Source organism: Streptomyces sp. NPDC048523 (genome assembly GCF_043199815.1).
Taxonomy (GTDB): domain Bacteria; phylum Actinomycetota; class Actinomycetes; order Streptomycetales; family Streptomycetaceae; genus Streptomyces.
This window is the reverse complement of record NZ_JBICWQ010000003.1, coordinates 798,996-817,841: the sequence shown is the minus strand read 5'-3', so window position 1 is coordinate 817,841 and position 18,846 is coordinate 798,996. Positions and strand designations below refer to the sequence as shown.

Sequence of the window (18,846 nt, the reverse complement as noted above, 5' to 3'; positions counted from 1 at the left end):
TCCGCGGACGCGGCTTCCTCGTCCGACGGCGGTTCCGCGGACGCGGCTTCCTCGTCCGACGGCGGTTCCGCGGACGCGGCTTCCTCGTCCGACGGCGGTTCCGCGGACGCGGCTTCCTCGTCCGACGGCGGTCCCAGGGACGCGGCGCCCTCGTCGGGCCGTACCTCTTCGGGCCCCCCGGCACTCCCCGCGGCCGCCGCCATGGCCACCGCCCTGAGGGCCGTCAGCAGCGGTGCCACCGCGGGCTCGTGCCGCAGTGGCAGGTCGTCGCCGTCGATGTCCAGGGGCACGCCGGCCGCGGTGAGCGCGCGGCGCACCGTCGGAATCGTGCGGGAGCCCGCGCGGACCAGGACGGCCATCTCGCCCCAGGGCACACCGTCCTCCAGGTGTGCCCTGCGCAGGATGTCCGCGATGTTGTCCAGCTCCGTGCCGGAGGTCGGGTAGGTGAAGACCTCGACGCGCCCGCCCTCGCGGACCGGGGCGAGCTCGCGGTGGGCGCGGACCTTCTCGGCCGGCAGCCGGGTCAGGGGCATGCGCTGGGTCACCAGGCGGGTCGCGGCCAGCAGATCGGAGCCGGAGCGGCGGGAGGTGCGCAGGACCTCGACAGGGGCCGTGCGGCCGTCCGCGCGCGGGAAGGCATACGGGAAGTCGAGGATGCCGTTCACATCCGCGCCCCGGAACGCGTAGATCGACTGGTCGGGGTCGCCGAAGGCGACAAGGGTGCGACCGCCCCCGGCGAGCGCCTGCAGCAGCCGTACCTGGGCCGGGTCGGTGTCCTGGTACTCGTCGACGAACACGGCGTCGTACTGGGCGGCGAGTCGCTCGGCCACCTCGGGGCGGCGGGCGAGGAGCACCGCGCGGTGGACCAGTTCGGCGTAGTCGAGGACGCCCTGCAGGTCGAGGACGTCGAGGTACTCGGCGAGGAAGGCGGCCGCGGCCCGCCAGTCGGGGCGGCCGATACGGCGGGCGAAGGCGTCCAGGGCACTGGGACCGAGGCCCAGTTCGCGGCTGCGGGCGAGGACCGCGCGGACCTCGTCGGCGAAGCCACGGGTGGTCAGACAGGCACGCAGTTCGTCCGGCCAGCGCACGTGCGCGAGTCCGAGCCGCTCCAGGTCGGGCTGGCCGGCCAGCAGTTCGCGCACGGTGACGTCCTGCTCGGGTCCCGACAGCAGCCGCAGCGGTTCCACGAACAGGTCGCTGTCCTGGTGGGCGCGGACCAGGGCGTAGCAGAACGAGTGGAAGGTCGTTGCCTGCGGGGCGCGCGCCGCTCCTATCCGCAGCGCCATGCGGTCGCGCAGTTCGACGGCCGCCTTGCGGCTGAACGTCAGCACGAGCACGCGCGCGGGGTCCCCTCCACGGGCGATTCGCGACGCCACCGACTCGACGAGGGTGGTGGTCTTCCCGGTGCCCGGACCTGCGAGAACGAGCAACGGGCCGGTTCCGTGCTCAACCACGGCACGCTGTGCGGCGTCCAGACGAGGGGGATCCACGCGGGCCGGTGGGGTACGCACCAGTCGATAAGCGCCACGGGTCCCCTGTCGCACCTGGGAGTGCGACAGACGCCTGGTGGAGGAAGAGGAGCTCACGTGGTTCGCCGGTCCTGGTGGGTGTGCTGTTGGGCGGCCCGCCGCGCGCGGAGGGCGGTGGATGGGGGGTGAGGGGGACGTGTGCAGCCGACGCTACGCCGACGCCGAGTATGGAAGCAGGGCTTCCGCTTCTTCCCGCGCGACCCGTGTGGCCCACGCGACGCTTGCGACTCGTACGTCCCTCACTCCACGAACGTACGGCATGCCACAGAGGTGCCCTGTTTCCCCCGTACGGGCCTCAGGGTGCTCCCTGGCCCGCGGGATGGCGGAAGCTGTCAGGTGTGACCTTCCGCCCGATCGCCGCCGTCCCAGCGCGCCCGTCTCATGTCGAGGCGGGGCAGATGGCCCTCGGCGGCTCTGCTCGCCTCCTTCAGGGGCGTGCCCTCGGCGCGGTACCGGTCGAGCGCCCGCAGTTCGTGCCCCGGGAGCAGGACGCCGTCCGCGCGGACCACACGCCACCAGGCGACAGCTCCCCCGTACAGGGCCATGACCCGGCCCACCTGGCGCGGGCCGCCCTCCTCCAGCCACTCGGCGACGTCGCCGTACGTCATGACGCGCCCGGGCGGAATGCGTTCGGCGACGTCGAGGACCCGCTCGGCGTACTCCGGCAGCGCGTGCGCGTACTCCGGGTGGGCGTCCTGAGGAAGGCTCTGCTCGCTCATCCGCCCCATCCTGCACCACCCCACCGACAATGTGACGGGCTCGCGACGGTGCGTATCCCTCGCCCGGTGACGGCGCATCCGGCAGACTGTGCGCCCCCGCATGTGCACCCTGACATCCCCGCGTGTCGGTGGGGCATGCCACCATCGTGCGGGCGGTGACTGGTGATACGAGATCAAGAAGAGACGATGAAGCCACAGGGTGTGCACCCGGAGGGCGCCGAGAGCACCTCTGACGCTTCGTCGCGCCCCGGCACCGCCGACGTGGACGGCAAGGACACCGACGACTGCGTCGAGGAGGTGCACGCCGACGAGGTCGAGAGCGACGAACCGCTGCTCCCCGCGCGCGTGCACCGGCCCTCCGACCTGATGCGGCTGCTGGTCGGCGTACTGGCCGTCGTCGTGCTGCTCGCCATCGCCGCTTTCGCGCACGGCACCACCTCCGGTCTCGAACAGGACATCAACAAGGGCACCGGGCAGGCGCCCGACCTGCTCATCAAGATCGCCGGTCTCGCCTCCAGCATCGCGATCCTCCTGGTCCCGGTCGCGTTCGCGATCGAGCGGCTGATCAAGCGTGACGGACTGCGGATCGCCGACGGTGTGCTCGCCGCGGTCCTCGCCCACGGTGTGACGCTCGCCACCGACCTGTGGGTCGCCAAGGCCGCACCGGGCTCGATCCAGGAGGCGCTCACCCAGCCCTCGCCCGGTGACATCCACGCCCTCACCGACCCGGTGCACGGCTATCTGGCGCCCGTCATCGCCTATATGACGGCCGTCGGCATGTCCCGCAGGCCGCGCTGGCGGGCGGTCCTGTGGATCGTGCTGATGCTCGACGCGTTCTCCATGCTCGTGACCGGCTACACCACACCGTTCTCGATCATCCTGACGGTGCTGATCGGCTGGACGGTCGCCTACGGGACGCTGTACGCGGTCGGCTCGCCCAATGTCCGGCCCACCGGGCAGACGCTGATCGCCGGTCTGCGGACCGTCGGCTTCCACCCGGTCAGCGCGGCCCGCGAGGAGGTCTCGGAGACCGCGGAGAACGGCGACCGCGGCCGGCGCTACTTCGTCACCCTGGAGGACGGTCCGCCGCTGGACGTGACGGTGGTCGACCGGGAGCAGCAGGCGCAGGGCTTCTTCTACCGCGTGTGGCGCAATCTCACGCTGCGCGGGTTCGCCACCCGCAGCAGCCTGCAGTCGCTCAGGCAGGCGCTGGAGCAGGAGGCGCTGCTCGCCTACGCGGCGATCGCGGCCGGCGCCAACGCGCCCAAACTGATCGCCACCTCCGAACTCGGTCCCGACGCCGTGATGCTCGTGTACGAGCACACCGGCGGGCGCACGCTCGAGTCGCTGGCCGAGGACGAGATCACCGACGAACTGCTGCGCAACACCTGGCGTCAGGTGCAGGCGCTGCAGTCGCGACGCATCGCGCACCGCAGGCTCGCGGGTGACGCGATCGTGGTGGATCGTTCCGGCGCGGTGATCCTCACCGATCTGCGCGGCGGTGAGATCGCGGCGAGCACCCTGCTGCTGCGCATGGACGTGGCTCAGCTGGTGACGACCCTGGGACTGCTGGCGGGCGCGGAGCGCGCGGTGGCCTCGGCGGTCAGCATCCTGGGCCCCGACGCCGTGGCCGACTGTCTGCCGATGCTCCAGCCCATCGCGCTGACGCGCTCCACGCGCGCGACGCTGCGCAGACTGGCCAGGGAGCGGGCCCAGCGCGAGCGCGAGGCCGTCCTCGAGGCGTCCCAGCAGGCCAAGCAGGCCCGTCTGGAGGAAGCGCCGGACGACGCCAGGCCCGTACTCGAAAAGCCCGACAAGAAGACCGCCAAGGCGGAGGCGCGGGCGGAGAAGCGGGCCATCGACGATGCCATCGAGGAGGCGCGCGAGGAGGACCTGCTGACGCAGATCCGCCACCAGGTGCTGCTGATCAGGCCGCAGGCGCCGGTCGAACCGGCCCGTCTGGAGCGGGTCAAGCCGCGCACCCTGATGAGCTTCATCGCGGGTGCCATCGGCGCGTACTTCCTGCTGACGCAGCTCACCCACATCGAGTTCGGGCCCCTCGTCGCCAACGCCGAGTGGGGCTGGGTCGCCGCGGCGGTGCTGTTCTCGGCGTGCAGCTACTTCGCCGCGGCCATGGCGCTGCTGGGCTTCGTGCCCGAGCGGGTGGGGTTCCTGCGGACGGTCGCGGCCCAGGTCGCCGGTTCGTTCGTGAAGATCGTCGCGCCGGCCGCGGTGGGCGGTGTGGCGCTCAACACCCGCTTCCTGCAACGCCAGGGGGTGCGGCCGGGGCTCGCGGTGGCGAGTGTCGGGGCCTCGCAGTTGTTCGGGCTCGGCTGCCACATCCTGATGCTGCTGTCCTTCGGCTACCTGACCGGTACCGAGAAGACGCCGTCGCTGTCGCCGTCCCGGACCGTCATCGCGGGCCTGCTGACGGTGGCGGTGCTCGTGCTCGTGGTCACCTCGGTGCCATTCCTGAGGAAATTCGTCGTCACGCGCGTGAGGTCGCTGTTCGCGGGTGTCGTGCCGCGCATGCTGGACGTGCTCCAGCGGCCGCAGAAGCTGGTCACCGGCATCGGCGGCATGCTGCTGCTGACGGCCTGCTTCGTGATGTGCCTGGATGCCTCGATCCGCGCCTTCGGCCAGGAGGGGACGTCGCTCAGCATCGCCAGCGTCGCCGTCGTCTTCCTCGCCGGCAACGCGCTCGGGTCGGCGGCCCCGACACCGGGCGGTGTGGGTGCGGTGGAGGCCACGCTGACGGTCGGTCTGATCGCCGTGGGTCTCCCCAAGGAGGTCGCCGCCCCGGCCGTCCTGCTGTTCCGTCTGCTGACGCTGTGGCTGCCGGTACTGCCGGGCTGGCTGGCCTTCAACCACCTGTCCCGCAAGGGCGCGCTGTAGTGCGGGCTGCCTGACCGCGGCACGTACCTCGTACGGCTCGCGCCCCGAGCGCGCCCACGCGCGCGACCGCAGGATGGGATCATGCCGAACCCCCCTCACCTGCGCGTCGCCGCCCTGACCGCCACCGCCGTTCTGCTGGCCTCCGTGCTGGCGGGCTGCGGCGACGACTCCCAGGACGAGGACCTGTCGGCCCAGGAACTGAGCTGGAAGGACTGCCCGGCCCCGTCCCCGGCCGAGGGCGGCGGCGACGCCCCTTCACCGCTGCCGGGTGGTGAGGAGTGGCAGTGCGCCACCCTCAAGGCCCCGCTCGACTGGGCGAAGCCCAAGGGCGACACGATCGGCCTCGCCCTGATCCGGGCGAAGGCCAGCGGCGCCGAGAACAAGCGCATCGGCTCGCTCGTCTTCAACTTCGGCGGTCCGGGCGGTTCGGGCGTCACCACGCTGCCCGCCTTCGGCCCGGACTACGCGAAACTGCGCACCCGCTACGACCTGGTGAGCTTCGACCCGCGCGGAGTCGGCCGCAGCGCCCCGGTGGAGTGCCTGAACGACCCCCAGCTCGACGCGTACTTCGAGCAGGACGGGACCCCGGACGACGCGGCCGAACGCGCCACGCTGCTGGACAACACCAAGGAGTTCAACGCGGCCTGCGAGGAGAACTCCGAGAAGATGCTGCCGCATGTCCGCACGACCGACGCCGCCCGCGACCTGGACCTGATGCGCCAGGTCCTCGGCGACGCCAAGCTGCACTACTTCGGCATCTCCTACGGCACGGAACTCGGCGGCGTCTACGCCCATCTGTTCCCGAAGCGCGTGGGGCGTGCCGTCTTCGACGCGGTCGTCGACCCGACGCAGAACAGCGAGCAGGGTTCGCTCGGACAGGCCGAGGGCTTCCAGCTCGCGCTCGACAACTTCGCCGAGGACTGCACCTCGCAGCCCACGGACTGCCCCGTGGGCGACACCGCCCAGGACGTCAGGAACCGCATCGCGAAACTGCTGGCCGACCTCGACCGCAGGCCGATCCCCGGCATCGGGCAGCGGGTGCTGACCCAGACCGCCGCGACCAACGGCATCGCGCAGGCCCTGTACTCGAAGGACTTCTGGGAGTACCTCACCGAGGGCCTGGAGCAGGCGTACGACGGTGACGGCAGGGTCCTGATGCTGCTGTCCGACTCGATGAACGGGCGCAGCGAGAACGGCGAGTACAGCAACATCGCCGCGGCCAACATCTCCATCAACTGCGCCGACGACAAGCCCCGGTACACCACCGCCCAGGTCGAACGGAAGCTGCCCGAGTTCCGTGCCGCGTCACCACTGTTCGGCGACTTCATGGCCTGGTCGATGGTGACCTGCACCGACTGGGCCGTGCCGGGAGCCGCCGACCATCCCGACGTGAGCGCCACCGGCTCGGCGCCGATCCTGGTCGTGGGCAACACCGGGGACCCGGCGACCCCGTACGAGGGCGCACGGAAGATGGTGGAGGCGCTCGGTGCAGGCGTCGGCGTCGAGCTGACGTACAAGGGACAGGGGCACGGGGCGTACGACAGCAAGAACAAGTGCGTGCAGGACGCGGTGAACGGCTATCTCCTCGACGGGAGGGTACCGGCGGCCGGGACCGTCTGCTCGTAGCACCCGGCCGGCCGAGCCTCAGCGAAACTTCCTGGTCAGAGGGTTGTCCACAGGCTCGGACGGGTGTCACGTGTTCGGCCTACCATGGCCGGACCGACGTTCGTGGCTCGACGCGGACGGCTTGGGAGGGGGACGGGAATGGGGCGTTTCGTACGGTGGGCGGCTGTGACCGCCGCGGCCGCACTGCTGGCGGCCGGCTGCAGCGGCGGCTCGTCCGGCGACGGCGAGGGGGACGAGCGGTCGGGCAGCGCGAGGCCCACCAAGACCGGTGTGAAAGCGCTGCCCGCCGCGCTGACCTCGCAGAAGCTCGACTGGGAGCGTTGCAGGGCCACCGCGGACTCCTCCGCGCCCGGCCGGGACTGGCAGTGCGCGAGCCTGAAGGTGCCGCTCGACTGGGCGAAGCCGGACGGAGAGACGATCAACCTCGCGCTGATCCGCTCCAGGGCCCGCGGCGGCGACCGCATCGGCTCACTGCTGTTCAACTTCGGCGGCCCCGGCGCGTCGGGCGTCGCCGGAATGCCCGGGTACGCCGCCACCGTCTCCGTGCTGCGCGAGCGGTACGACCTGGTGAGCTGGGACCCGCGCGGGGTCGGCGCAAGCGAAGGCGTCCGCTGCCGCAGTGACAAGGAGACGCAGGCGGCCGAGGCGGTGGACGCCACTCCGGACACCCCGACCGAGGAACAAGCGTTCCTCCGGGACGCCACCGACTTCGCCAGGGGCTGCGAGAAGAACGCGGGCAACCTGCTGGCACACGTCTCGACCACCGACACCGCGCGGGACATGGACCTGATGCGCCAGGTCCTCGGCGACGCCGAGCTGCACTACTTCGGCATCTCCTACGGCACCGAACTCGGCGGTGTCTACGCCCACCTGTTCCCGCAGAACGTGGGACGACTGGTGCTCGACGCGGTCGTCGATCCCGGCGCCGACACGGTGGCCCACCGGAAGAACCAGGCCCAGGGCTTCCAGCGCGCGCTCGACAACTACCTCGCGTCCAGGGGCCAGGACCCGAAGCGGGGCACCCGGAAGATCGCGGACCTGCTCGACCGGATCGACGCGAAGCCGCTGGACACCTATTCCGGGCGGAAACTGACCCAGGTGCTCGCGTTCACCGGCATCGTCCTGCCGTTGTACCGCCAGGACAGCTGGCCCTCGCTGACCAGCGCTCTCGACACGGCCGAGCAGGGCGACGGCTCCGAACTGCTGGCGCTCGCCGACAACTACAACGAGCGGGACGACTCGGGCCGTTACGGCCTGGTGACGCAGTCACAACGGGTCATATCGTGCTTGGACGACAAGCAGCGGCCCACGCTCGCGGAGGCGAAGAAGCTGCTGCCCGAGTTCACGAGGATCTCACCCGTGTTCGGCCCCTTCCTCGGCTGGGACGCGGCCGGCTGGTGCCACGACTGGCCGGTGCCCGGGCAGTACGAGACCCCGGAGGTGAGCGCGCCCGGTGCGGCACCGGTACTGGTGATCGGCAACACGGGCGACCCGGCGACGCCCTACGAGGGTGCCCGGAGGATGGCGGACGAGCTGGGCAAGGGGGTCGGTGTGGAACTCACCTGGAAGGGCGAGGGGCACGGGGCGTACGGGAACGGGAGCGACTGCGTGGACTCCACCGTGAACGCATACCTGCTGAAGGGCACCGTGCCGAAGGACGGCAAGGTCTGCGCACGGCGCCGGTAACGGAAAGGGGCCCGGCACACATGGTGCCGAGCCCCTCCCGGGAAGGCGTGGGCCTAGTAGACCGGCTTGTGCGGCTCGATCTGGTTGACCCAGCCGATCACACCGCCGCCGACGTGCACGGCGTCGGAGAAGCCGGCGGACTTCAGGACCGCGAGGACTTCCGCACTGCGGACACCCGTCTTGCAGTGCAGGACGATCTTCTTGTCCTGCGGGAGGCCCTCCAGGGCGGTGCCCATGAGGAACTCGTTCTTCGGGATCAGCTTGGCGCCCGGGATGGAGACGATCTCGTACTCGTTGACCTCGCGGACGTCGATGATCTCGATGTTCTCCCCGTCGTCGATCCACTCCTTGAGCTGCTTGGGAGTGATCGTCGAGCCGGCGGCCGCCTCCTGGGCCTCCTCGGAGACGACGCCGCAGAAGGCCTCGTAGTCGATGAGCTCGGTGACGGTGGGGTTCTCGCCGCAGACCGCGCAGTTCGGGTCCTTGCGGACCTTGACCTGCCGGTACTGCATCTCCAGGGCGTCGTAGATCATCAGCCGGCCGACCAGCGGCTCGCCGATGCCGGCGAGCAGCTTGATGGCCTCGTTGACCTGGATGGAACCGATGGACGCGCACAGCACGCCCAGCACGCCGCCCTCGGCGCAGGAGGGGACCATGCCCGGCGGCGGGGGCTCCGGGTAGAGGCAGCGGTAGCAGGGACCGTGCTCGGACCAGAAGACGGAGGCCTGGCCGTCGAAGCGGTAGATCGACCCCCACACGTACGGCTTGTTCAGCAGCACGCACGCGTCGTTGACCAGGTAGCGGGTCGCGAAGTTGTCCGTGCCGTCGACGATCAGGTCGTACTGGCTGAAGATGTCCATCACGTTGTCGGCCTCGAGCCGCTCCTCGTGAAGGACCACGTTCACGTACGGGTTGATGCCGAGGACGGAGTCGCGGGCGGACTGGGCCTTGGAGCGGCCGATGTCGGCCTGGCTGTGGATGATCTGGCGCTGCAGGTTCGACTCGTCGACCTCGTCGAACTCCACGATGCCGAGCGTGCCCACGCCCGCCGCGGCCAGGTACATCAGCGCCGGCGAGCCCAGGCCGCCGGCGCCCACACAGAGCACCTTGGCGTTCTTCAGCCGCTTCTGCCCGTCCATCCCGACATCGGGGATGATCAGGTGGCGGGAGTACCTGCGGACCTCGTCTACGGTGAGCTCGCCAGCGGGCTCGACCAGGGGTGGCAGCGACACGGGGACTCCGTTGGTCGGTCAATCACTACAGTTGTTCTCCCCGTAACACTGCCATGGGCTTCTTCATTCCGAGACACCCGTTCCGATCCGCGAGACGATTTCGTCCCAGTAGCCGGGCATGGTCTCCCAGGGGTCGACGCGGCCGCCGCGGTCCGTGCGGTCGGTGAACCAGATCGTGGCGGCGCCCTGCCAGCGGGCGATCCTCAGCGCTTCCTCGAGGTGCGGGCCCGGCAGTCCATGGACGAGGTGGCAGAAGCGGTCGGGCGGATAGTCGGCGGTCCACTCGGCCACCTGCGACCAGCGGTAGTCGCTCCAGGAGCCGGAGAAGGTGATCAACTGGTCGGCGTTCTCGGCGTAACCGGGGTGGGGATGGGTGCCGTGGCCGAGCACGATGTGGGCATCGTCACGGATCACGCGGAGCGTGGAGACGGCGCGGCGGACCTCGGGAAGGGCGTCACGTCCGGTCGGGCAGCGGTCCAGGAGGAAGCCGTCGACCTGGTACCAGTCGATGTAGCGCTGGGCCTCGGAGACCGTCTCGCCGTAGGTACGCCTCCCATGAGCGGTGTCGAGGTGGCCGAGGACGCGGACGCCCGCGTTGCGCAGCCGGCCGGCCGCTTCGAGGCAGTGCGGGTCGGGGCGGGCCCCGGGGCCGTCCGCCACGTCGAGGACGGCCCAGTGCACGGGGGTGCCGGGGCGGGTGAGTTGGGCCCATTCGGCGGGGGCGACCAGGGGGTGGGCGAAGCCGGGGACGCCGAAGCCGGTGCGCAGTTCGGTGCTCGACGTGCTGGTCTTCGTACTGGTCAGATGCGGCATGCCGCCTCCATCCAGATGTCGGCGAGGGACTCTTCGAGATTGATGCGGGGGCGCCAGCCGAGCCGGTCGCGTGCGGTGCGCACATCGGCCTGCTGCCAGCTGCCGCAGCCGTCGGGGTACGGGTACGCGACCGGTGCCGCGTGGTCCGCTTCGGAGCGGGGATGCCCGATGGTCGCCCTGAGCGGGCCGGGAGGGCCGTCGAGTTCATGGAGGGCGCCGCCGTATCCGGCGACCCGGGCCAGGACGGCGGCGGCGTCGCGGAGGCGGACGGCGCGGCCCGAGCCGATGTTGATGACGCCCTGGGCGGCGGAGAGCGAGGCCGCGTGGACGGCGCGGGCCACGTCGCGGACGTCGACGAAGTCGCGCTGGGCACCGAGGCCGCCGAGCTTCAGTTCGCCGTCGCCGGACTGCATGGCGCGGCGCATGGCCTCGGCGAGACGGCCGAGCGGTGAGCCGGCCGGGGTGCCGGGGCCGGCCGGTGAGAAGACGCGCAGGACGACCGCGTCCAGACCGGAGCCGAGGACCAGTTCGGTGGCGGCGAGTTTGCTGACGCCGTACGGACCGCCGGGGCGGGGGACGGCGTCCTCGGCCGTGGAGGAGCCCGGCTGGCTGGGCCCGTACTCGGCGCCGCAGCCGATCTGCACCAGACGTGCCCCGCAGCCGCTGCGCCGCAGGGCCTCGCAGACGGTGGCGACGGCGACCGTGTTGTGGCGGGTGAGTTCACGGGCACCGCCGCGGGTGGCGCCGGCGCAGTTGACGACGACGCCCGGGTGGACCGCGTCGAGGAAGCGGGTGAGGGCGCCCGGGCTGCCCGACGCGAGGTCGAAGCGGACGTCGGCGTCGTCGCCGCGGCCGAGGGCGGTGAGCTGGACGGCGGGGTCGGCGAGCAGGCGGTCGGCGACGAAGCGGCCGAGGTAGCCGTTGGCTCCGATCAGCAGGACTCTCATCGGGCTGCTCCCGGGGCCTTGGGGGCGGGTCGGGAGGTGGTCATTGCGGGTTCTCCTTCGGGAGGGGCTTGCGAGTTGCCTCCGGCGGTGGAGCCGGGGTTGCCTGCGGCGGTGTGCGCGGGGTCGGCGGGGCGGTCCCCCACGGCTGGTGTCGGTCTCGCCCACGGCTGGTGGACGGTCGCGCCCCACGGGGGCCCACGGGGGGTGGTCGCGCCCGGCCGGCGGCTGGGCCCGCTGCGGTGGGCGGCTGCGCCGACGACGGGCGGCGGCTGTGCCTGTGGCGGATGGGCTGTTGCGCCTACGGCGGGTGGGTGGCTCGGGGGCGGGTCAGCACGGAGCCTCCGTCCGGGCGTGGGCCGACGCTCTCGTCAGCTTGCGGATGCCGTGGATCAGCAGGGCAAGGGCGCCGAGCCCGCAGGAGAGGGTCTGGATGCCGCCCGGGCCCCAGAGGTCCACGAGGGCGTCGACCGGTACGGCCAGGAAGCCGCAGCCCGGCAGGCGGGAGGCGAAAGCCGCGGCAAGGGCGGTCGCCTGGGCCGTGGCGGCGGCGGTGAGGACCACCACGGGGGCGTGGGTGAAGCCGTGGACGGTGAGGAGGCGGGCGAGGAAGAGGAGAGCGCCCAGGGTGATGACTTGGAGGTGGGCGGCCGGTTCGTCCACGACGGCCCCGGACAGGGCCGACAGCGCGGTCAGGGCGCACAGGTACAGGGCGAACGTGCCGAGCAGCAGGGGCCGTACGGAGGCCGCGAAGTCCTCCAGGCCCCGGCTGACGGTCAGCTTGCGGCGAGCGCGGGCCGCGAAGAGGTGGGCGGACCAGGCCGCCGGGGCGCAGGACAGGGTGAGGGCGAGGAGGGGGGCCGTGGCCATGGGCCAGGGCGCGTCGACGGCGCCGGTGGGCAGGGCGTCGGGGCCGCCGGTCACGGCCGCCCCGAGGAGGCCGTTGCCGAGGGCGGCGTAGGCGAGGAGCCAGTACGTCCAGGTGGAGGTGCCGGTGCTGGGTGCGCGGTCGGAAGTGCCGAGGGGGCCGCGGGACAGGGCCGCGCGCATCGCCAGGGACACGGCCAGGAAGCCCACCAGGGCGGCGACCAGGCGGGACTGGCCGCCGGTGAGTCGGATGCCGGTCACCGTGGCCGCGCAGAGGGCACCGGGGAGGAGGGTGAGCAGGGCCCAGTCGGTGCGGGCCCTGGGTGTCCGCGCCGCCGTGGGGGGCGGGGGCGTCTCGCCGTCCCTCGGGACACGGGCGTACATCTCCTCGGCGAGGGAGAAGACGTCCCGGTGCCGGAAGCGGACGGCGGTGCGGTCGGTGACGCCGTGGGCCTCCAGGCCGGCCGCGATCTCCAGGGGGTCGACGGCCCGTTCGCACAGCTCGCGGTGACGGTGCATCAGGGCCTTCACCGGGTCGGCGCCGGAACGGCGGGCGGGGCCGGGGGTGGTGGGCTTGAGGCCGGTGGAGATGTCGGGGGCACGGGGGGTGGGCGCCGGCGGAATGTGCACGGCCGCGCCCTCGAAAACCTCGTCAGCGTGCGCGCCGGCGCCCTCGGAGGACCCTGCGGCCCTCGAACCGGCGCCCTCGGAAAGCCCTGCGGCCCGCCCACCAGCACCCTCAGAAGCCCCTGAGGCGACTGCGGAACCCGCTGTGGAAGGCTCACCGGCGTGCGGCTTCTGCTGGCCGGGCGCGTCGGCGATTTCCGGATCGGCCGCTTCAGAAACGCTGGCCTTCTCGGCCTCTTCAGCGTCCTCCACGACCCGCGGCTCCGGCCGCTCCAGCGACTCCGGAGTCCCCACACGCCCCGTATCGCCGTCCGCCCCCGGTTCACCGGTCCCCCGCCCGTCCTCCACGGCCGTGTCCTGCGTCGGCAACTTCTCCGACTCGGCGCCACACGCGCCGGGGCGGTCGAGTCCCACGTCGCTCATCCGGTCGCTCCTTCCGTGGCGGCGAAGGGAGGCGTCGCGCTGACCGGGGGCCCCGCGGCCCGGCCGGGGCCGCCCCGGGCCACCACGCGGGTGCTGGGCTCGGCCCAGTGGCCGGGTACATGGGCCTCGGCGGGAGCGGCGAAGGGCAGGGGCTCGCCGGTGCCGTCCAGGACGACCCGGCGGACGGGGGTTCGCGAGACGATCTCCAGGTAAATGCCGTGAAATGCCGCGATGTTCTGTTCCACAGTGAACAGTTCGAGCGCACGGGCGCGTGCGGCGGCCCCCAGTCGCTCACGGCGCTCGGAGTCGCGCAGCAGCGTGACGCACGCCTCCGCGAGCGCCTTGGGGTTGCGCGGTGGGACGACGAGCCCGGTGCCGCCGATGACCTCCACGACCGCGCCGACGTCGGTGGACACGGTGGCCCGGCCGCAGAACATGGCCTCGACGAGGCTGATCGGGAAGCCCTCGACGACGCTGGACAGGACGGTGACCGCACCCGAGGCGTACGCGTCGGCCAGCGTCGGCACCTCGGGCCCGCCGATCTCCTCGAAGGAGACGGGGTTGTCGCCGACGGCGTGCAGCCCCTCCGCCTCGTCCGGGAAGAGCTGTGCGGCCAGCGCCCTGCAGTGCCCCAGATAGGCGGAACCCTCGGGACCGGTGGGCGCGCCGACGATTCTCAGCCGGGTCTTGGGCTCCTCCTTGCGGATCTCCGCGAAGGCGTGGAGGAGGGAGATCAGGTCCTTGGCGGGTTCGACCCGGCCGACCCACACCAGCGTGTCCTGGTCCGTACAGGCCGCGGACTCACCCACCTCCGCGAATCGGGCGGCGTCCATGCCCGGGTATACCGTGCGCAGTTTCCCCCGGTCGGCGCCACAGCGCTCCTGCCAGCGGCGGGCGTGGGTGTTGCCGGGCGTGACGACCGCGGCCCGCCGGTAGGTCTCGGTGGCGAGCCGGCCGTGGAAGGCGGCGAGCAGGGTCCGGACGGCGGGCGGGGACTCGGTGCCGGCCAGGTAGTGCGTGCGCAGCCGTACGCCGTACTCGGTCACCAGCAGCGGGACGCCGGTGAAGTGGTGCGCGAGGAGCCCGGGCAGGGCGGCCGGGCCGCCGGAGGCCGCGTGGCACAGGTCGACCGCGCCGAGGCCGTCGTCCTCGTACCAGTCGAGCGACAGGGGGCGCAGGGCGCGCTCCAGGTGTGCGGCCACGGCGAGCAGATCCGGTACCCGCGCCGCGCGCGCCGCCTGCCGGGCGCCCGGCGCACGACAGGCGCACTCCAGGGCGCGTACGGCGGTCTCGGAGCGGAGTGCTCCGACCAGCCCGCCCTCGTCGCGGGCGAGTTCGGCGAGTCCGTACAGGGCGTTGGCGAAACGGTCCGCCTCAGTGGCCGACGACTCCCCCGAGGCGTCGCCGACCATCCCCTCGCACAGTGCCGTCGCCAACTCGCCGTAGGACTCGGCGAAGCGACGGCGCGCGCGCCGCCCGTACACCACGCCGTCGTCCTGCGCGGTCCACAGCGGAGCCGTGATCACCCTGCCGACCTGCGGGGGCAGCTGGACCCAGCCCTCGTCCTCCTGGTGCTCGCTGCGGCTGAGCGCGTAGATGTCGAACTCGTGCTGTGCGAGCCCGCGCACGAGCCGGTCGCACCAGAGCCCGGCGTCACCGCTCACATACGGATAGCCACCCTCCGTAAGCAGTCCTATGCGCACGAGTGCACCCCCGATCTCCCGTATGAGGAGCCGTCGTTGGCCCGACGGCTCGCAGCGGGACGAAGGTATGCGGACAGGACGGTGGCGCGACGGACGGTTGTCCATCGCGCCACCAAAAGGGGTGAACGCTCGTAACTTTCCCGTGCGGGTCGCGTTCTGTCGCGCTAAGAGATCACACGGACACGGAACGTCAGGTCACGGCCACGTCCCGGCGCTCCTCCCTGCGCCGGGCCGCGATCCGCGGATCGAGCGCCGGTACGGCGGCCAGGAGCTGCTTGGTGTACGGGTCCTGGGGACTGTCGTAGACCTCGTCGGCCGGCCCCTGTTCGACGATCCGGCCGCGCCGCATCACGGCGACACGGTCGCTGACCTGGCGTACGACGGCGAGGTCGTGCGCGACGAAGACCAGCGCGAGCCCGAGCTCCCGCTGCAACTCGCCGAGCAGGGCGACCACCTGGGCCTGGGTGGTGACGTCGAGTGCGGAGACCGGCTCGTCGCAGACGATGACGCGCGGGTCGGCCGCGAGCGCCCGCGCGATGCCCACGCGCTGGCGCTGTCCGCCGCTGAACTCGTGCGGGTAGCGGTCGTAGTGCGCCCCTTCGAGCCCCACGCGCTCCAGGAGTTCCGTCACGCGCCCCCGGATCCGCTTCTCGTCCTTCTCGCCACGTGCGCGGAGCGGGTCGGCGATGGACTCGCCCACACTGCGGCGGGGGTTGAGGGAGGAGACGGGGTCCTGGAAGACCATCTGCACGGCCGGGTTCACGCCCACACGCGCGTAGCCGTCATGACGGACCTCCCCCGCCGTCGGCTCCAGCAGGCCGACCAGGATCCGCCCCAGCGTCGTCTTGCCGCTGCCGCTCTCGCCGACTACGCCCAGGGTCTCGCCCCGGCGGACGGTCAGCGAGACGTCGTCGACGGCCGCGAAGGCGTTCTTGCCGCGGCCGAACTCGCGCCGCAGACCCTTCGCTTCGAGGACCACCTCGCCGGCTGCCCGGGAGGGCGCCCGCGGCGCGTCCACACGCGGTACCGCGGCGAGCAGTTCGCGTGTGTACGCCTCCCGCGGGGCCCCGAGCACCGCGGCGACCGGTCCCCGCTCGACCGCGCGACCGTGCCGCATGACCAGCACGTCGTCGACGCTCTCGGCGGCGACGCCCACGTCGTGCGTGACGAGCAGCAGGCCCATGCCGGTCTCCTGGCGCAGGGTGTGCAGCAGGTCGAGGATCTGGGCCTGGACGGTCACGTCGAGCGCGGTGGTCGGCTCGTCGGCGATCAGCAGGGCGGGCTCGCAGGCCAGTGCCATCGCGATGAGGGCGCGCTGGCGCATGCCGCCGCTGAACTCGTGCGGACGGGACCGGGATCGCCGTGCGGCGTCCGGGATGCCGACCCGGTCCAGCACGTCCACCGCACGCGCGCGTGCCGCTCGTCGCGACACACGCGTGTGCACGCGGTGCACCTCGGCGATCTGGTCGCCGACCGCGTAGTACGGGTCCAGGGACGACAGCGGGTCCTGGAAGACCATCGCGGCCTTCGCGCCCCGCAGCCGCCGCAGTTCGTCCTCCGACGCCCGCTGTACGTCCACTCCGGCGACCTCGACCGAGCCGCCCACGCGCGCGCCCGTGCCGCGGTGCAGCCCGAGCAGGGCCGAGGCGACGGTGGACTTGCCGGAGCCGGATTCGCCGACCAGGGCGAGGGCGGCGCCCTGCTCCAGGCGGAAGGAGAGGCCGTCGACGGCGCGCAGATCGCCGAACCCGACGGTCAGGTCCGTGACATGGACGAGGCTCATGCGAGCACCACCCGTCGGTCGGCCACCGCGTACAGGACGTCCGCGACGGCGTTGGCGAGCACTACGAAGAAGCCGATGACCAGGACCATGCCGACGACGACCGGGAGGTCGACGACGGTGACGGCGTGGACCAGTTCCTGGCCGATGCCGGGGAGGCCGAAGAGGGTCTCGGTGAGGACGGCACCGCCGATCGCCGAGCCGACGTTGTTGGCGTTCAGGGCGATGACCGGCGCGAACGCCCCACGCAGGGCATGGCGTCCGACGATCTTCCGCTCACTGACGCCGTACGCGCGGAAGGTACGGATGTGGTCCTCGGCCAGCGTCTCCAGCATCGACGCCCTGGTGAGGCGGGCGAACGCGGCGGCCTCGATGAGGGCGAGCGAGAGCCATGGCAGCAGCAGGTTCCACGCCCACTGCTCGGGATCGTCGGTGAGCTTCACGTACTGCGGGAAGGGCAGCAACTGCAGTTCGCCGCAGACGACGATCATCAGGACCAGGCCGATGACGAAGACCGGGGTGGCCCAGCCCGCCAGCGTGAGGCCGGTCAACAGCCGCTCGGTGAACCGGCCGCGCCGCCACGCGGAGAGCACGCCGGTGCCGACGCCGAGGAGCAGCCAGATGATCATCGCGCCGAACACCAGCGACAGGCTCACCGGGAGCTTCGTCAGGATGAGGCCCAGGACCTGCTGGTCGCTCTGGTACGAGAGCCCGAGGCACGGTGCCGAGCAGTGCTCCACCGAGGTCCCCGTGGAGTAGTCCCGGCCGGCGACCAGGCCCTCCAGGAAGTGCCAGTAGCGCACCCAGAGCGGGTCGTCGAGCCTGAGTTGCTGGGCCACCTGGTGCACCTGTTCCGGGGAGCAGCGCGGGCCGCAGGTGATCTGGGCGACATTGCCCGGGGTGGCGTAGAAGACGACGTAGACGATCACCGAGATGGCCAGCAGGGTCACCACGGTGCCGACGGTACGGCGCAACAGGAAGCCTCCGAAGCCGCTCATGCGGTGTCCTCCTTGCCTGCCCTGGCCTCGCGCCTGCGGCCCGTGCCGACGCTCAGCCGCGAGGCGGCACGGGGGTCCAGGGCGGTGCGCACGCCGTCGCCGAGGACGGTCAGCGCGAGGACGGTGACGAACAGCGCACCGGCCGGCAGCAGCAGGTACTGCGGGGCCGCCTGGTACCAGACGTCCGCGGCGGTGAGCATCTGCCCCCACGACGGCGTCGGCGGCTTCACACCGACGCCGAGGAACGACAGGGCGGCCTCGACGCTGATGTTGACCGGCATGAGGATCGCGGCGTAGGTGATGACCGGTGCGGCGAGCCCGGGCAGGAGTTCTCTGCGGGCGATGCGCCAGGTGCCCCAGCCGCTGAGCCGGGCGGCCGAGACGTAGTCGAGCCCCTTCAGCGTGAGCGTCTGGGCCCGCACGATCTTGGCGATGTTGCCCCAGGCGATGAACCCGATGACGAGCGTGACCAGGACGGGCCGGGGGAAGCCGGCCGGGACGATCGCGAGCAGCGCCAGCGACATGATCATCAATGGCAGGGCGACGAAGACGTCGGTGATCCGGCTCAACACTTGATCAACCCATCCACTGGCGAGCGCGGAGGCGATTCCCATCACCACGCCCACGAAGACCTGGATGACGGTCGCGGCCAGCGCGACCCCCAGGGAGACCCGGGCCCCGTACACCAGCCGGGCGAACAGGTCACGCCCCGTCTGCGGCTCGACGCCCAGCCAGTGGTCGCCGCCGATGCCCCCGAAGGAGCCGATGGGCACGCCCCCGCGCGCGGAGTCGATCAGTGAGGGGTGGTAGGTGGTCGGGTCCTGGCCCTCCAGCGCGGTGAGCAGGGGCGCCGCGAGGGCGACCAGGACGAGCAGTGCGACGACGGCCGCCGCGACCATGGCGGCGCGCTGCGATCGCAGCCGGCGCCAGAACTGACGGGCCCCCGAGGCCCCCGAGGCGGCTGCCTCGGGGACCTCGATGGCGACAAGTGCCTCGCTCATCGG

At 72.1% G+C, this 18,846-nt stretch carries 13 protein-coding genes; 3 read left to right on the top strand and 10 right to left on the bottom strand.

What is annotated here, in order from left to right:
• Positions 1 to 1,586, bottom strand: a 1,586-nt coding sequence (locus tag ACGFWE_RS19570) for an ATP-dependent helicase (protein ID WP_393600577.1), incomplete at its 3' end; no start/stop codon positions are given.
• 275 nt (positions 1,587 to 1,861) lie between these two features.
• Positions 1,862 to 2,248 carry an MGMT family protein gene (locus ACGFWE_RS19565; RefSeq protein ID WP_352390288.1) on the bottom strand — a complete coding sequence of 129 codons (387 nt, stop codon included), beginning with the start codon at positions 2,246 to 2,248 and terminating at the stop codon, positions 1,862 to 1,864.
• Positions 2,249 to 2,434: 186 nt separating this feature from the next.
• Here ACGFWE_RS19565 and ACGFWE_RS19560 point away from each other — a divergent pair, with 186 nt between their 5' ends.
• From ACGFWE_RS19560 to ACGFWE_RS19550, 3 genes are all read left to right on the top strand, one after another.
• The gene (locus ACGFWE_RS19560; protein ID WP_393600576.1) at positions 2,435 to 5,143 is read left to right on the top strand and encodes a lysylphosphatidylglycerol synthase domain-containing protein; all 2,709 of its coding nucleotides are present in this window, start codon (positions 2,435 to 2,437) and stop codon (positions 5,141 to 5,143) included.
• Positions 5,144 to 5,224: 81 nt separating this feature from the next.
• A complete protein-coding gene (locus ACGFWE_RS19555; protein WP_393600575.1) occupies positions 5,225 to 6,769 on the top strand; it encodes an alpha/beta hydrolase in 1,545 nt (514 codons plus the stop codon).
• A 138-nt stretch (positions 6,770 to 6,907) separates the two neighbouring features.
• Positions 6,908 to 8,455 carry an alpha/beta hydrolase gene (locus ACGFWE_RS19550; RefSeq protein ID WP_393600574.1) on the top strand — a complete coding sequence of 516 codons (1,548 nt, stop codon included), beginning with the start codon at positions 6,908 to 6,910 and terminating at the stop codon, positions 8,453 to 8,455.
• A 53-nt stretch (positions 8,456 to 8,508) separates the two neighbouring features.
• On the opposite strand, the gene moeZ is transcribed toward ACGFWE_RS19550, so the two are convergent.
• The 8 genes from moeZ to ACGFWE_RS19510 all read right to left on the bottom strand — a co-directional run bounded on the left by moeZ (position 8,509) and on the right by ACGFWE_RS19510 (position 18,843).
• Positions 8,509 to 9,687: an adenylyltransferase/sulfurtransferase MoeZ gene (gene moeZ, locus ACGFWE_RS19545; protein ID WP_352390292.1), complete on the bottom strand. Its 1,179-nt coding sequence runs from the start codon at positions 9,685 to 9,687 to the stop codon at positions 8,509 to 8,511.
• A 63-nt stretch (positions 9,688 to 9,750) separates the two neighbouring features.
• Positions 9,751 to 10,500, bottom strand: coding sequence for a spherulation-specific family 4 protein (locus ACGFWE_RS19540; protein ID WP_393600573.1), 750 nt, complete (start codon positions 10,498 to 10,500; stop codon positions 9,751 to 9,753).
• A complete protein-coding gene (locus tag ACGFWE_RS19535; RefSeq protein WP_352390294.1) occupies positions 10,488 to 11,447 on the bottom strand; it encodes an NAD-dependent epimerase/dehydratase in 960 nt (319 codons plus the stop codon). Before ACGFWE_RS19535 ends, ACGFWE_RS19540 begins: the two co-directional genes overlap by 13 nt.
• Before the next feature lie 327 nt (positions 11,448 to 11,774).
• Positions 11,775 to 12,941 (bottom strand): hypothetical protein, encoded by a 1,167-nt coding sequence (locus tag ACGFWE_RS19530; RefSeq protein WP_393600821.1) that lies wholly within the window; start codon positions 12,939 to 12,941, stop codon positions 11,775 to 11,777.
• 416 nt (positions 12,942 to 13,357) lie between these two features.
• Entirely contained in the window at positions 13,358 to 15,064 is a 1,707-nt protein-coding gene (locus tag ACGFWE_RS19525; protein ID WP_393600572.1) for a DUF3492 domain-containing protein, read from the bottom strand.
• A gap of 190 nt (positions 15,065 to 15,254) precedes the next feature.
• The gene (locus ACGFWE_RS19520; protein WP_393600571.1) at positions 15,255 to 16,847 is read right to left on the bottom strand and encodes a dipeptide ABC transporter ATP-binding protein; all 1,593 of its coding nucleotides are present in this window, start codon (positions 16,845 to 16,847) and stop codon (positions 15,255 to 15,257) included.
• Positions 16,844 to 17,842: an ABC transporter permease gene (locus tag ACGFWE_RS19515; RefSeq protein ID WP_393600570.1), complete on the bottom strand. Its 999-nt coding sequence runs from the start codon at positions 17,840 to 17,842 to the stop codon at positions 16,844 to 16,846. The genes ACGFWE_RS19520 and ACGFWE_RS19515 overlap by 4 nt, the downstream gene beginning before the upstream one ends.
• Positions 17,839 to 18,843, bottom strand: coding sequence for an ABC transporter permease (locus ACGFWE_RS19510; protein WP_393600569.1), 1,005 nt, complete (start codon positions 18,841 to 18,843; stop codon positions 17,839 to 17,841). The genes ACGFWE_RS19515 and ACGFWE_RS19510 overlap by 4 nt, the downstream gene beginning before the upstream one ends.
• Positions 18,844 to 18,846 lie beyond the last annotated feature (3 nt).

Bases quoted from the DNA above. Each gene is read 5' to 3' on its own strand.
- ACGFWE_RS19535 (WP_352390294.1), bottom strand. From the start codon at position 11,447: ATGAGAGTCCTGCTGATCGGAGCCAACGGCTACCTCGGCCGCTTCGTC.
- ACGFWE_RS19515 (WP_393600570.1), bottom strand. From the start codon at position 17,842: ATGAGCGGCTTCGGAGGCTTCCTGTTGCGCCGTACCGTCGGCACCGTG.
- ACGFWE_RS19565 (WP_352390288.1), bottom strand. From the start codon at position 2,248: ATGAGCGAGCAGAGCCTTCCTCAGGACGCCCACCCGGAGTACGCGCAC.
- ACGFWE_RS19520 (WP_393600571.1), bottom strand. From the start codon at position 16,847: ATGAGCCTCGTCCATGTCACGGACCTGACCGTCGGGTTCGGCGATCTG.
- ACGFWE_RS19510 (WP_393600569.1), bottom strand. From the start codon at position 18,843: ATGAGCGAGGCACTTGTCGCCATCGAGGTCCCCGAGGCAGCCGCCTCG.
- ACGFWE_RS19540 (WP_393600573.1), bottom strand. From the start codon at position 10,500: ATGCCGCATCTGACCAGTACGAAGACCAGCACGTCGAGCACCGAACTG.
- ACGFWE_RS19555 (WP_393600575.1), top strand. From the start codon at position 5,225: ATGCCGAACCCCCCTCACCTGCGCGTCGCCGCCCTGACCGCCACCGCC.
- ACGFWE_RS19560 (WP_393600576.1), top strand. From the start codon at position 2,435: ATGAAGCCACAGGGTGTGCACCCGGAGGGCGCCGAGAGCACCTCTGAC.
- ACGFWE_RS19550 (WP_393600574.1), top strand. From the start codon at position 6,908: ATGGGGCGTTTCGTACGGTGGGCGGCTGTGACCGCCGCGGCCGCACTG.